Source organism: Streptomyces sp. Tue6028, assembly GCF_002300165.1.
Taxonomy (GTDB): Bacteria; Actinomycetota; Actinomycetes; order Streptomycetales; family Streptomycetaceae; genus Streptomyces; species Streptomyces siamensis.
In genome coordinates this window covers 188,088-201,906 of sequence record NZ_MLCE01000036.1, presented here as the reverse complement: position 1 = coordinate 201,906, position 13,819 = coordinate 188,088, and the positions used below count along the sequence as shown (strand labels likewise).

Here is a 13,819-nt window from a genome sequence, read left to right as displayed (position 1 = left end):
CAAAGGTCACAACAGAGTCACGGAGAACGGCCTGCGCCGCAGGGGTTGACAGCCCCTCGGACGGCTCATAGCTTCGCCTTCTGAATCGTTTCAGACAGTCGTCGCAGGTAGCCGTCCCATCAGCCCCTCTGGAAGCACCGCAAGTCGCTCTTCGCACAGCCCGTCGCACGAGCCCGTCCGGACCCGTTCGGGGCCCGCCCGAAGAGATCCGCCCCAGCAGTCCTTTTCAGATCCGAAGTCGTAGGAGTCCCGAAGTGACCGAGCTCGCCGCGGTGAAGGCCGCGCTCAAGACCCAGGCCGTCGAGACGCCGTCGTGGGCGTACGGGAACTCGGGGACCCGGTTCAAGGTGTTCGCGCAACCCGGGGTCCCCCGCACCCCGCAGGAGAAGCTGGACGACGCCGCCAAGGTGCACGAGTTCACCGGCGCGGCCCCGACGGTCGCGCTGCACATCCCCTGGGACAAGGTCGACGACTACGAGGCCCTGGCCAAGCACGCTCAGGAGCGCGGCCTGAAGCTGGGCGCGATCAATTCCAACACCTTCCAGGACGACGACTACCGGCTCGGCTCGGTCTGCCACCCGGACGCGTCGGTGCGCCGCAAGGCCCTCGACCACCTTTTCGAGTGCGTGGACATCATGGACGCCACGGGTTCGAACGATTTGAAGCTCTGGTTCGCGGACGGCACGAACTACCCCGGCCAGGACGACATCCGTGAGCGCCAGGACCGGCTCGCCGAGAGCCTCGCCCAGGTCTACGGGCGGCTCGGCGAAGACCAGCGCATGCTCCTGGAGTACAAGTTCTTCGAGCCGGCCTTCTACGCGACCGACGTCCCGGACTGGGGCACGGCCTACGCGCACTGCCTCAAGCTGGGCCCCAAGGCACAGGTCGTCGTCGACACCGGACACCACGCCCCGGGCACCAACATCGAGTTCATCGTCGCCACGCTGCTGCGCGAGGGGAAGCTCGGAGCCTTCGACTTCAACTCCCGCTTCTACGCCGACGACGACCTGATGGTGGGCGCCGCCGACCCCTTCCAGCTCTTCCGGATCATGTACGAGGTGATCCGCGGCGGCGGCTTCACCCCGGACGTCGCCTTCATGCTCGACCAGTGCCACAACATCGAGGCGAAGATCCCCGCGATCATCCGCTCGGTGATGAACGTCCAGGAGGCCACGGCGAAGGCCCTCCTCGTCGACCGCGACGCCCTGGCCGCCGCGCAGCGCGAGGGCGACGTGCTCGCCGCCAACGCGGTGCTCATGGACGCCTACAACACGGACGTACGGCCGCTGCTCGCCGAGGTGCGCTCGGAGCTCGGGCTCGACCCCGACCCGGTCGCCGCCTACCGCCGGTCCGGCTGGGCGGAGCGGATCGCCGCCGAGCGGGTCGGCGGGCAGCAGGCGGGCTGGGGGGCGTAGTTCCGCGCCGCCCGCCGCCCACGGCCCGCGGGCCGCGTCGGGCCGGTCGCGCGGTCCCCCGCGCCCCTGAAGGGCGCCCTCCCCCGGGTGCGCACCCGGGCACGTCTCCTCACTTCCAAAGGATCAGGAACATGGCATCCCATCCCGAAGCCGCCGCTCTGCTGGCCCGGTCGCACCGGCTCGGCTCGGATCCCCGCAACACCAACTACGCGGGCGGCAACGCCTCCGCCAAGGGCACCGACACCGACCCCGTGACCGGCGGCGACGTCGAGCTGATGTGGGTCAAGGGCTCCGGCGGCGACCTGGGCACCCTGACCGAGGCCGGTCTCGCGGTGCTGCGCCTGGACCGGCTGCGCGCGCTCACCGACGTCTACCCGGGCGTCGACCGCGAGGACGAGATGGTCGCCGCGTTCGACTACTGCCTGCACGGCAAGGGCGGCGCCGCGCCGTCCATCGACACCGCGATGCACGGCCTGGTGGACGCACCGCACGTCGACCACCTGCACCCCGACTCCGGCATCGCGCTCGCCTGCGCGGCCGACGGCGAGAAGCTGACCGCCGAGTGCTTCGGCGACAACGTGGTGTGGGTGCCCTGGCGGCGCCCCGGCTTCCAGCTCGGCCTGGACATCGCGGCGGTCAAGGAGGCCAACCCGCAGGCGATCGGCTGCGTCCTCGGGGGCCACGGCATCACCGCGTGGGGCGCCACGGCCGAGGAGTGCGAGCGCAACTCGCTGCACATCATCCGCACCGCGGAGACGTTCCTCGCCGAGCGCGGCGCGGCGGAGCCCTTCGGCCCGGTCGTCGAGGGCTACGAGGCCCTCGACGAGGCCGGCCGTCGCGACCGGGCCGCGGCGCTGGCGCCGTACGTCCGGGCGATCGCGTCCGAGGACCGCCCGCAGGTCGGTCACTTCACCGACGCGGACGTCGTGCTCGACTTCCTCGCCCGCGCCGAGCACCCGCGGCTCGCCGCGCTCGGCACCTCCTGCCCGGACCACTTCCTGCGCACGAAGGTCCGGCCGCTCGTCCTCGACCTGCCGCCGACCGCGCCCCTCGACGAGGCGGTCGCCCGGCTGAAGGAGCTGCACGCCGGGTACCGCGAGGAGTACGCGGCCTACTACGAGCGGCACGCGCTGCCCGACTCCCCCGCGATGCGCGGCGCGGACCCGGCGATCGTGCTGGTCCCCGGGGTCGGCATGTTCTCCTTCGGCAAGGACAAGCAGACGGCCCGCGTGGCGGGCGAGTTCTACGTCAACGCGATCAACGTGATGCGGGGCGCCGAGGCCGTCTCCACGTACGCGCCGATCGAGGAGTCGGAGAAGTTCCGCATCGAGTACTGGGCCCTGGAGGAGGCCAAGCTCCAGCGGATGCCGAAGCCCAAGCCGCTCGCGACGCGCGTGGCGCTGGTGACGGGCGCCGGCAGCGGCATCGGAAAGGCGATCGCGCACCGGCTGGTGGCCGAGGGCGCCTGTGTGGTCGTCGCCGACCTGAACGCCCAGAACGCCGCCGCCGTGGCCGAGGAGCTCGGCGGCCCCGACAAGGCCGTCGCCGTCACCGTCGACGTGACGTCCGAGGAGCAGATCACCGAGGCCTTCAAGGCGGCGGTGCTGGCCTTCGGCGGCGTCGACCTGGTCGTCAACAACGCGGGCATCTCCATCTCCAGGCCGCTGCTGGAGACCACCGCGAAGGACTGGGACCTCCAGCACGACATCATGGCCCGCGGCTCGTTCCTCGTCTCGCGCGAGGCGGCGCGGGTGATGACCCGGCAGGGCCTCGGCGGCGACATCGTCTACATCGCCTCGAAGAACGCGGTCTTCGCCGGACCCAACAACATCGCCTACTCGGCGACCAAGGCCGACCAGGCGCACCAGGTGCGGCTGCTGGCCGCCGAACTGGGCGAGCACGGCATCCGGGTCAACGGCGTCAATCCCGACGGGGTGGTCCGCGGGTCGGGGATCTTCGCCGGCGGCTGGGGCGCGCAGCGCGCGGCGACCTACGGCATCGAGGAGGAGAAGCTCGGCGAGTTCTACGCCCAGCGGACGATCCTCAAGCGGGAGGTGCTGCCCGAGCATGTCGCGAACGCGGTGTTCGCGCTGACCGGCGGGGAGCTGACGCACACCACGGGCCTGCACGTCCCGGTCGACGCGGGCGTCGCCGCCGCGTTCCTGCGGTGACGGCTGTGCACCGCACGTACGCCGCGGTCGACCTCGGCGCGTCCAGCGGACGCGTCATGGTCGGCCGCGTGGGGCCCGACTCGCTGGACCTCGCCGAGGCGCACCGCTTCCCGAACCGGCCGGTCCGCCTCCCCGAGGGCCTGCGCTGGGACGTCCTCGGCCTGTACGCGGGCGTCCTGGAGGGGCTGCGCGCCGCCGGCCAGGTCGACTCGGTCGGCATCGACAGCTGGGCCGTCGACTACGGCCTGCTGGACGCGGACGGAGCGCTCCTCGGCAACCCGGTGCACTACCGGGACTCCCGTACCGAGGGTGTCGCGGAGAAGGTGTGGGCGACGGTGTCCGCCGCGGAGCTGTACGCGGCGACCGGACTCCAGTACGCGCCCTTCAACACGCTCTACCAGTTGGCGGCGGCCCGCTCGTCGGCTCAGTTCGCCCGCGCCGAGCGCCTGTTGCTGGTCCCGGACCTGCTGACGTACTGGCTCACGGGCGAGGCCGGGACCGAGCTCACCAACGCGTCGACCACCCAGCTCATCGACCCGAGGACGCGCGACTGGGCGTACGGGCCGGCCGAACGGCTCGGCATCGATCTCGGGCTGTTCGCGCCGCTGCGCCGCCCCGGCGACCCGGCGGGCCTGCTGCTGCCGCGGGTGCTGGAGGAGACCGGGCTGACCGGCCCGGTCCCGGTGACGACCGTCGCCTCGCACGACACCGCCTCGGCGGTGGCCGCGGTCCCCGCGGCCGGTGAGCGCTTCGCCTACATCTGCACCGGCACCTGGTCCCTGGCGGGCCTGGAGCTGGACGCGCCCGTCCTCACCGAGGAGAGCCGGGCGGCCAACTTCACGAACGAGCTGGGGCTGGACGGCACGGTCCGGTATCTGCGGAACATCATGGGGCTGTGGCTGCTCCAGGAGTGCCTGCGCGAGTGGGGCGACCCCGGCCTGGACGGGTTGCTCGCGGCCGCCGCCGAGGTCACACCCCTGCGGTCGGTCGTGGACGCGGGCGACGCGGCGTTCCTGGCGCCGGGCCGGATGCCGCGGCGGATCGCCGATGCCTGCCGGGACTCGGGCCAGCCGGTGCCCACGTCCCCCGCGGAGATCACGCGCTGCATCCTCGACTCCCTCGCGCTCGCCCATCGCCGCGCGGTCGCCGAGGCGCAGGCCCTCGCCGACCACCCGGTCGACGTCGTGCACATCGTGGGCGGCGGCGCCCGCAACGATCTGCTGTGCCGGCTGACCGCGGACGCCTGCGGGCTGCCCGTCGTCGCGGGCCCCGCGGAGGCGGCGGCACTCGGCAACGTCCTGGTCCAGGCGCGGGCGCACGGCCAGGTGGGCGACCGCGCGCACATGCGCCGACTGCTCGCCCGGACCCAGCCGTTGCGGCGGTACGAACCGCGCGGCGACACCGCGGCCTGGCGTGCTGCCGAGGAACGGCTCGCCGCACACTGACCCTTGCCGCCCGCACACGGCGGGTGCGCGGCGTCTCCCGCTCCGCACACCCGCCGCGTAGGCTGCACTCATCCGATGATCGACAACGAGGAGCCGCGATGCGTGTCGCTCTGTTCCTGACCTGTGTCAACGACACGCTGTATCCGGACACAGGCCGCGCCGTGGTGAAACTGCTGACCAGACTGGGTGTCGACGTCGACTTCCCGATGGCCCAGACATGTTGCGGACAGGCGCACTACAACACCGGATATCGCCATGAGGCAGAGCCGCTCGCCCGGCATTTCTCCGATGTATTCGGGGAGTACGAGGCGATCGTGACCCCGTCCGGCTCCTGCGGGGCGATGGTGCGGGAGCTGTATCCGCGGATGGGTGAGCGGGCGCGTGCCGAAGGCCGCGGCGACACCCTCGCGACCACGCTGGCGCCCGTCGTGCCGAAGACGTACGAACTGACGGAGTTCCTGGTCGACGTGCTCGGTGTGACCGACGTCGGCGCCTACTACCCGCACTCGGTCACCTACCATCCGACCTGCCACGGACTGCGGAGCCTTGGTCTCGGCGACCGGCCGCGCCGCCTCCTCCAGGCCGTCAGGGGACTGGAGTTGCGCGAGCTGCCCGGCGCCGACGAGTGCTGTGGCTTCGGCGGCACGTTCGCCGTCAAGAACTCCGACGTCTCGGCCGCGATGGGCGCCGACAAGGTGCGCAACGCCGCGTCGACGGGTGCCGAGATGCTGTGCGCGGCCGACAACTCCTGTCTGATGCACATCGGCGGCACGATGACCCGCCTCGACACGGGCATGCGTCCGGTGCACATCGCGGAGATCCTGGCGAGCACGGAAGAGGAGCCCTGGGCATGAGCGGGACGTTCGTCGGCATGCCGGCGTTTCCGAAGGCCGCGCACGAGGCCGTGCACGACGCCACGCTGCGCGGCAACCTGCGGCACGCCACGCACACCATCCGTTCCAAGCGCGCCAAGGCGGTCGCGGAGGTGTCCGACTGGGCGGCGCTGCGCGAGGCGGGCAAGCGGATCAAGGACCACACGCTCCGTCATCTCGACCGCTACCTGGTGCAGTTGGAGGAGTCGGTCACTGCGGCCGGCGGCACCGTGCACTGGGCCGCCGACGCCGACGAGGCCAACCGCATCGTGGCCGGCCTGGTCCTGGCGACCGGCGAGTCGGAGGTCGTGAAGGTCAAGTCGATGGCCACGCAGGAGATCGGCCTCAACGAAGCCCTGGAGGCGGAGGGCATCCGGGCCTACGAGACCGACCTCGCCGAGCTCATCGTGCAGCTGGGCAAGGACCGGCCCTCGCACATCCTGGTCCCGGCGATCCACCGCAACCGCGGCGAGATCCGCGACATCTTCGCCCGGGAGATGAGCGAGTGGGGCCGCCCCGCCCCCGACGGCCTGACCGACACGCCCGCCGAGCTCGCCGAGGCGGCGCGGCTGCATCTGCGCGAGAAGTTCCTGCGGGCCAAGGTCGGCATCTCCGGCGCCAACTTCATGGTGGCCGAGACCGGCACCCTCGTCGTCGTCGAGTCCGAGGGCAACGGCCGGATGTGCCTGACCCTCCCGGAGACCCTGATCTCGGTCGTCGGCATCGAGAAGATCGTGCCGACCTGGCAGGACCTGGAGGTGTTCCTGCAGACGCTGCCGCGCTCCTCCACGGCCGAGCGCATGAACCCGTACACCTCGACCTGGACGGGTACCACCGACGAGGACGGGCCCCGGGCCTTCCATCTGGTGCTCCTCGACAACGGCCGCACCGACACGCTGGCCGACGAGGTCGGCCGTCAGGCGCTGCGCTGCATCCGCTGCTCGGCGTGCCTGAACGTCTGCCCGGTGTACGAGCGGGCCGGCGGCCACGCCTACGGTTCCGTCTATCCGGGCCCGATCGGCGCGATCCTCAGCCCGCAACTCCGGGGCACCGCCTCGGAGATCGACGCGTCCCTGCCGTACGCCTCCTCGCTGTGCGGCGCCTGCTACGAGGTCTGTCCGGTCGCCATCGACATTCCGGAGGTGCTCGTGCATCTGCGGGAGCGGGTCGCGCAGGGCGGCCCGGCGACCCGCGAGGGCAACAAGGTCGTCCTCAAGCCGGCCAAGGGGCACGCCGCCGAGCGGGCGGCGATGCGGGCGGCGCGCTGGGCGTTCAGTCACCCCGGCGCACTGCGCACCGGCCAGCGGCTCGCCGGGCGGACGCGCCGCTTCCATCCGCGGACGCTGCCGGGACCCGGCAGGGCGTGGAGCGCGAGCCGTGATCTCCCGCCGGTGCCCGCGGAGCCGTTCCGCGACTGGTGGCAGCGCACTCGGGGCGGAAAGGACGCGAAGTGAACAGCAGGGATGTGATTCTCGGCCGGGTGCGGCGCGCGCTCGCGGAGACGGGCCACGACGACACGCCGTACGACCAGGCCGTGGAGCGGAGTTATCTGCGCGAGCACGGGGAGCGCGGTGTCGCGGAGACGGTCGAGCTGCTCGCCGAGAACCTGGCCGACTACCGGGCGCTGGTGCACCGTTGCGACGCGGACGGACTGCCGGGTGTGATCGCCGGGCTGCTCGCGGAGCGCGGTTCGGCCTCCGTGGTGGTCCCGCCGGGCCTGGACGAGTCGTGGCTGGCGGACACGGACGTCACGCGCGTGGCGGACCGCGCCGAGACCACCCCGCACGAGCTCGACCGGGTGGACAGCGTGGTCACCGCGTGCGCGGTGGCGATCGCCGAGACCGGCACCATCGTGCTCGACGGCGGCCCCGATCAGGGCCGTCGCCGGATCACCCTGGTGCCGGACCACCACATCTGCGTCGTGCGCGTCCCGGACCAGGTGGTCTCCTCGGTGCCGCAGGGACTCGCCCGGCTCGCTCCGGAGCGCCCGCTGACCTGGATCTCCGGCCCCTCGGCGACCAGCGACATCGAACTCGACCGGGTCGAGGGGGTGCACGGTCCGCGCACCCTGGAGGTGATCCTGGTGGGCACGGTCTGAACTGCCCGGGGGCGGGTCCGCTCGGTGAACCGTGCGGGCCCGCCCCCGTCCGTGTGCCCGCTCAGTCCAGAACGGCCGTGACCTCGTAACCGCCCGACGGCAGGCGGTAGGAGGCCGTGCCGTCCTCGAATCCGACGAACTCCACGCCGGGCACCCGCGCCAGCGGGGTCCGCCCCGCGCGCACCGTGGCGGCGTCGGCGGCCGGGATCCGCAGGGTGGCGGTGCTGTTGGCCGGGACCACGGCCCGGTAGGAGAGGGTCCGGCCCTTCACCGTCCACTCGCTGACGATCTCGCCGTACGGCGAGACGTGCGAGCCCGCCACCTCGGTGATACGGCCCGTGGGGTCGATGTGGGGTCGCAGGAAGAAGTGCCGGAACCCCGGGTGGTCGGGGTCCTTGGCGATGCCGGCCATGCTCTCGTACATCCACTCCATGATCGCGCCGTAGGAGTAGTGGTTGAAGGAGTTCATCTCGACGGGGCCGAAGCCGTCGTCCTCGGAGTAGGAGTTCCAGCGCTCCCAGACCGTGGTGGCCCCGTTCTTCACCGAGTACAGCCAGGAGGGCATCGCGTCCTGGTGGAGCAGCTCGTACGCGAGGTCGGCGCGGCCCTGGTCGGTGAGGACGGGGGCGAGCACGTTCACGCCGAGGAAGCCGACGGACAGGGTGTTCTCCGCGTACTGCACGCGCGTGCTGCCGGGGTGGGCCGCCTTGTAGGCCGCGTCGTTGCCGATGTTCTGCGCGAGCAGGTCGACGAGCCCGCGGCGCTGCGCGTCGGTGTCGTACAGACCGAGTTTGAGGACCCACAGCAGCGCGGTCTGGCTGTTGTCCTCGGGGTCCGTGCCGATGATCGGCTTGCCGCCCAGGCTGGAGCGCACCGTGAGCTTCCCGTCCTCGGTGCTCAGGTACTTGGCGATGAACGCCCGCTTGATGCGGGAGAAGAGCCGGTCGTACCGGTCGGCCTCGGTGTCCCGGCCGGTCGCGCGGGCCATCTGCGCCATCAGCCGGGTGCTGTGGCCGTAGTAGACGTCGCTCATGAGCTGGGTGCCGGTGCTCTGCGGGGCGAGCCAGTCGGCGAACAGGGCGCCCTGGCCGGCGTAACTGTCCCCGGTCCTGCGCTGGATCCAGTCCAGGTAGCGGGTCATGGCCGCCCAGCTGCGGTCGACGACGGTCCGGTCGCCGCTCATCTGCCAGACGGTCCAGGGCACCACCACACCGCAGTCGGCCCAACCGCTCACGGGAGCCGGCGCGTTGTACCGGTTGCCGGGCGAGACGGCGGTGAACTGGGCGCCGTCGAGGCCGTAGATCTGCTGCGAGTCGATCAGGTTGTCCTCGAAGTGGCTGAGGAAGTTGACCGCGTCGGCGTTGTAGAGACCCGTGTTGCAGAACAGCTGGGTGTCGCCGGTCCAGCCGAGGCGCTCGTCGCGCTGCGGGCAGTCCGTGGGCACCCAGAGGTAGTTGCCGCGCTGACCCCAGCGCACGTTGCTGATGAGCTGGTTGACCGAGCTGTCGTTCGTGGTGACGCTGCCGGTCTCACGGATCGCGGAGGTGGCGACCTTGCCCGTCAGACCGGTGATCGTGACGGGGGCGCCGGAGGCGGTGACGGAGACGTAGCGGAATCCGTAGAAGGCGAGTGAGTCCTGGTGGGTCTCGCCGTGCGCGTCGCCCCGGAGCGTGTAGGTGCTGGTCGCCTTGGCGGAGCGCAGGTTGGCCCGGTAGACGGAGCCCTCGGGGCCGTCGGCGCCCGCGCTGTCGTCGTTGAGCATCTCGGCGAACCGGAAGGTGACTTCGGCGCCCGCGGGACCGCGCACGGTGTAGCGCGGCACCCCGACCATGTTCTGCCCGAGGTCGAAGACCGCGGTGTCGCCGTCGCCGACCGTGACCGCCGCCCGGGCCGCCGCGGCGGGGTCGGTCACCGACCGGGAGGCGTCGACGACGATGCGGCCACGTCCGTTGGCGCTGCCCGCCTCGCCGGTCACCCCGGTGTACAGGGTGACGGACCGCGGCCTGCGGTCCCACTCGGGCATCAGCCGTGCGCTCTCGCCGGGGTAGGCGACCAGTTTCGCGTCGGGGTACCGGGTGGCGAAGTCGACCTCCTCGGTCCCCGGCCAGGCGGAGTCGTCGAAGCCGTTCGCCGTCCAGCCCGGCATGTCCTTGCGGGCGTCGTAGGTCTGTCCGTCGTAGATGTCGTCGCCGCGGTACGCGCCGGTGTCCGTGGCCCGCCAGTCGTCGCCGGGCGTGGTCACCACGGTCTGCGTCGAACCGTCGGTGTAGCGGATCAGCAGCTTGGCCTTCAGCGCCAGGCGGTTGCCGTCCTTGGAGTAGTAGGTGCTGCCGTCGGATATCCGGGCGTTGTACCAGCCGTTGCCGAGCACCGCCGCCAGGGTGACGGCCCGCTCCCCCGCGACCAGGCCGGTGACGTCGTAGCTCAGATAGCTGATCGTGCGGTCGTAGTTCGTCCAGCCCGGCGTGAGCAGTTCGTGCGTGGTGCCCTCGCCCTGCGGCACCGTGACCCGCCGCCCGTTGAGATAGGCGTCGTACACGCCGAGGGCGGACACGTACAGCCGGGCCGCGCGCACCTTCCGTCCCTGGAGCCGGACCTGACGGCGCAGCAGCGGCGCCCCCGGGCTGTTCGGCTTCTTGCCCGCCATGCCGATCCAGCGGGCGCCGTCCCAGCCCGTCGTGCCGTCGGTGCTGCGCAGGCCCGTCTCGAAGGAGGCGGCCGGGGCGTCGGGGAGGGCGCGGCCGTCCTCGTCCCAGAGGCTCACCGACCAGAAGTAGCGGGTGGAGGGGCGCAGTGCGGCTCCCGCGTAGGGCACCGCCACGGAGTCGGCCGACGTGACGCGGCCGCTGTTCCAGACGTCGGCGCGGGTGCGGGTCAGCCGTTCGGGCGAGGTGGCCACCAGGATCCGGTACGCGCTCTGGCGCCGGCCGCGGGCCGAGGACGCCATGCGCCAGCCGAAGCGCGGTCGGTCGGCGTCCACGCCCAGCGGGTCGGTCCGGTGCTCCACCGTCAGTCCTGTGACCGAGGCCCCGTCCGAGGCCGGTGCGGCCGCCCGTGCCGTGCCCGACGCGCCGATCCCTCCGGCCATCGCCAGGGCTCCGGCGCTCGCGGCCGTGGTGAGCACCGTTCTGCGTCGCACATTGCCCGTTCCTTCGTTCACGCCGTCATCCCTTCGGCTCTCGGAGCACGCTGGTTGTAACGTTTCACTCCGACTGGCGGCGAACTTAGCGGCGTCCGCGACGGCTGTCCACCGTCTCAACAACGCAACTGTCAGACAGAATTCAACAGAAGCGCGCGACGGAACGCGCTTACGGGAGGGGTGGCAACAGGGGATCAGGACACCCTGATTGAAACTTTTCAAAAACGGAATCCATGATTCGACTCGCGGAGACGCCGCTGGTGGGCGGTGATCGCGGCACGCGGTTAGCGTGAGGGAATGATCCGGTTCGAGCAGGTCACCAAGCGCTATCCGGACGGCACGACCGCCGTGGACGGCCTCTCCTTCGAGGTGGCCGAGGGCGAACTCGTCACGCTCGTCGGCCCGTCGGGCTGTGGCAAGACGACGACCATGATGATGGTGAACCGGCTGATCGAGCCGACGTCCGGGCGGATCTTCGTGAACGACGAGGACATCGCCACGGTCGACCCGGTACGGCTGCGGCGGCGCATCGGGTATGTCATCCAGCAGGTCGGCCTGTTCCCGCACCGGACGATCCTCGACAACACGGCGACGGTGCCCACTCTCGTCGGCTGGAAGAAGGCGAAGGCACGGGCCCGCGCCGCCGAACTGCTCGACCTGGTGGGCCTGGACCCGGCGACGTACGGACCGCGCTATCCGGACCAGTTGTCGGGCGGTCAGCGCCAGCGGGTCGGCGTGGCGCGGGCGCTGGCCGCCGATCCGCCCGTGCTGCTGATGGACGAGCCCTTCGGGGCCGTCGACCCCGTGGTGCGGGAGCAGTTGCAGGACGAGTTCCTGCGCATGCAGGAAGCCGTGCGCAAGACGGTGCTGCTGGTCACGCACGACATCGAGGAGGCGGTACGGCTCGGCGACCGCATCGCGGTGTACGGCCAGGGCCGCATCGAGCAGTTCGACACGCCCGGCGCCGTTCTCGGGACGCCCGCCACGCCGTACGTCGCCGACTTCGTGGGCGCGGACCGCGGCCTGAAACGCCTGTCGGTGACCACGATCGAGGCCGACGACCTGGAGCAGCCGCCGATCGCGCGGCTGGACGAGAGCGCCGGGCGGGCCGCGGAACGGCTGCGGGCCGAAGGCGCCCGCTGGGCCGTGGTGCTCGACGCCGACGGCGATCTGCACGGATGGGTCGGCCGGGACGAACTCGGCGCGGGCGGCCGGGTCCGTGACCTGGCGCACCGGATGAACTCCCGGGTGCCCGTGGGCGCTCCCCTGAAGCAGGCGTTCGGGGTCATGCTCCAGCACGACGCAGGCTGGGTCGCCGTACTGGACGGGGCGCGCTTCCTCGGCGTGCTGACCCCGGCCAAGCTGCACGAGGCGCTGCGCAGGTCGGTGGACGCGGACGCGCGGGGCGTGCCGCGCGGTCAGGTGGACTTCGACTCGGTGGCGGACGCCTGAGCCGCGGAGCGTGCGGGGCGCTCGACCCGCGGTGGGGGCGGTCGAGGCATGCGGGGCGCTCGACCCGCGGTGGGGGCGGTCGAGGCGTGCGGGGAAATCCGGCCGGGGCCGGACCGTCGAAGCGCGTGGGGGACTCCGCGCGTGGTGGGGGCGCTCGAAGCATGCCTGGAACTCCGGCCGCGGTGGGGGCGGTCGAGACGCCCGCGGGCCCCGGGGCCCGCCGCGCCGGACCGATCCGGTCAACCTGTCCGGAGAGGTCGCGCGCCCGGCACCTGCCCGGTCGGGGCGAGGCCCCGTGGGGTCAGGTCAGCAGGCCCTTGTCCCGCAGATAGGTGCGCGCCACGTCCTCGGGCAGCCGTCGCCAGCTGTCCACCTGCCGGTTCAGGGACGCCAGGTCGGCCGTGGTGAGGACGTCGTTCAGCTTGCCGAGCGCCTTGGTGACGCCCTCGCCGCCCGCCCGCGAACGGTTGACGACGGGCACGATGTAGTCGGCGTTCTGCAGGTGCTTGTCGTCGTCCAGCAGGACGAGCCCGAACTCGTCGAGCGTGGCGTCCGTCGTGGTCGTCAGCACCATCTGGTCCCGGCCGCTCCGCACGGCCTGCTTCGCCTGGGTGGTGCCGACACCCTTCGGGTCGACGGCGACGACATCGATGCCGTACGTCTTCTTCAGCCCCGGCTCGCAGTACGGCCGTTGCACGCACTCGTCGCCCGCCGCGAGCCGCACCGGGAGACCGGACCGTCCGAGGTCGCCGAGCGTCTTGAGGTGATGCTCCCTGGCGTACGCGGCGGACACCGCGAAGGCGTTCTGGTCGACGGCTCTGCCGGGGTCGAGGACGGTGAGCCCGCGCGGTGTCGCCAGTGCGCGCAGGGCGGTCATGGTGGTGCCGAGGTCGGGCGAGCCGACGGGGCGCGCGTCGGCACCGTGGGTCTTGGCGTTCAGCCAGTCCGCGAAGGTCGCCGCGTACTCGGGCACGACGTCGATCTGCCCCGATTCCAGGGCCGGTTCGTACAGTTCCCGGTTGGCGACGGTGATCATCGACGTCTTGTAGCCGGCCTGCTTCAGCAGCAGCGCGTACATCTGCGCCAGCAGGTCGCTCTCGGTGAATCCGGCCGATCCGACGACCAGGTGCCTGCTGTCGCCGGGCGGGGCGGTGACCGAGCCCCGGTTCTCCAGCGACGGTCCGGTGGCGCAGCCGGCGAGGAGGAAGAAGGCCCCGGTCAGCACGG

At 71.9% G+C, this 13,819-nt stretch carries 9 protein-coding genes; 7 read left to right on the top strand and 2 right to left on the bottom strand.

Annotated elements, in window-relative coordinates:
• The first annotated feature begins 254 nt into the window (after positions 1-254).
• The 6 genes from rhaI (at position 255) to BKI49_RS33640 (ending at position 8,001) form a co-directional block, all read left to right on the top strand.
• On the top strand, positions 255-1,415 hold the full coding sequence (gene rhaI, locus BKI49_RS33665; RefSeq protein ID WP_095938089.1) for an L-rhamnose isomerase: 1,161 nt from the start codon (positions 255-257) through the stop codon (positions 1,413-1,415).
• Between the two features lie 131 nt (positions 1,416-1,546).
• The gene (locus BKI49_RS33660; RefSeq protein WP_095938088.1) at positions 1,547-3,586 is read left to right on the top strand and encodes a bifunctional aldolase/short-chain dehydrogenase; all 2,040 of its coding nucleotides are present in this window, start codon (positions 1,547-1,549) and stop codon (positions 3,584-3,586) included.
• Positions 3,587-3,642: 56 nt separating this feature from the next.
• Positions 3,643-5,031 (top strand): rhamnulokinase, encoded by a 1,389-nt coding sequence (locus BKI49_RS33655; protein WP_095938148.1) that lies wholly within the window; start codon positions 3,643-3,645, stop codon positions 5,029-5,031.
• A 98-nt stretch (positions 5,032-5,129) separates the two neighbouring features.
• Positions 5,130-5,885 carry a (Fe-S)-binding protein gene (locus BKI49_RS33650; RefSeq protein WP_095938087.1) on the top strand — a complete coding sequence of 252 codons (756 nt, stop codon included), beginning with the start codon at positions 5,130-5,132 and terminating at the stop codon, positions 5,883-5,885.
• Positions 5,882-7,357 (top strand): LutB/LldF family L-lactate oxidation iron-sulfur protein, encoded by a 1,476-nt coding sequence (locus BKI49_RS33645; RefSeq protein ID WP_095938086.1) that lies wholly within the window; start codon positions 5,882-5,884, stop codon positions 7,355-7,357. The genes BKI49_RS33650 and BKI49_RS33645 overlap by 4 nt, the downstream gene beginning before the upstream one ends.
• Complete coding sequence (locus tag BKI49_RS33640) at positions 7,354-8,001, top strand: LutC/YkgG family protein (protein ID WP_095938085.1); 648 nt, start codon at positions 7,354-7,356, stop codon at positions 7,999-8,001. Before BKI49_RS33645 ends, BKI49_RS33640 begins: the two co-directional genes overlap by 4 nt.
• Before the next feature lie 61 nt (positions 8,002-8,062).
• Here the strand turns inward: BKI49_RS33640 and BKI49_RS33635 are convergent, their stop codons facing one another.
• Positions 8,063-11,089: an alpha-L-rhamnosidase gene (locus BKI49_RS33635; protein ID WP_095938147.1), complete on the bottom strand. Its 3,027-nt coding sequence runs from the start codon at positions 11,087-11,089 to the stop codon at positions 8,063-8,065.
• Positions 11,090-11,437: 348 nt separating this feature from the next.
• On the opposite strand from BKI49_RS33635, the gene BKI49_RS33630 reads away from it, so the two are divergent.
• Positions 11,438-12,592, top strand: a complete 1,155-nt coding sequence (locus BKI49_RS33630; protein WP_095938084.1) for a betaine/proline/choline family ABC transporter ATP-binding protein — start codon at positions 11,438-11,440, stop codon at positions 12,590-12,592.
• 301 nt (positions 12,593-12,893) lie between these two features.
• Here the strand turns inward: BKI49_RS33630 and BKI49_RS33625 are convergent, their stop codons facing one another.
• Positions 12,894-13,817, bottom strand: coding sequence for an ABC transporter substrate-binding protein (locus BKI49_RS33625; protein ID WP_095938083.1), 924 nt, complete (start codon positions 13,815-13,817; stop codon positions 12,894-12,896).
• Positions 13,818-13,819: the final 2 nt, after the last annotated feature.

Bases quoted from the DNA above. Each gene is read 5' to 3' on its own strand.
- BKI49_RS33645 (WP_095938086.1), top strand. From the start codon at position 5,882: ATGAGCGGGACGTTCGTCGGCATGCCGGCGTTTCCGAAGGCCGCGCAC.
- BKI49_RS33660 (WP_095938088.1), top strand. From the start codon at position 1,547: ATGGCATCCCATCCCGAAGCCGCCGCTCTGCTGGCCCGGTCGCACCGG.
- BKI49_RS33630 (WP_095938084.1), top strand. From the start codon at position 11,438: ATGATCCGGTTCGAGCAGGTCACCAAGCGCTATCCGGACGGCACGACC.
- BKI49_RS33635 (WP_095938147.1), bottom strand. From the start codon at position 11,089: ATGGCCGGAGGGATCGGCGCGTCGGGCACGGCACGGGCGGCCGCACCG.
- BKI49_RS33650 (WP_095938087.1), top strand. From the start codon at position 5,130: ATGCGTGTCGCTCTGTTCCTGACCTGTGTCAACGACACGCTGTATCCG.
- BKI49_RS33655 (WP_095938148.1), top strand. From the start codon at position 3,643: ATGGTCGGCCGCGTGGGGCCCGACTCGCTGGACCTCGCCGAGGCGCAC.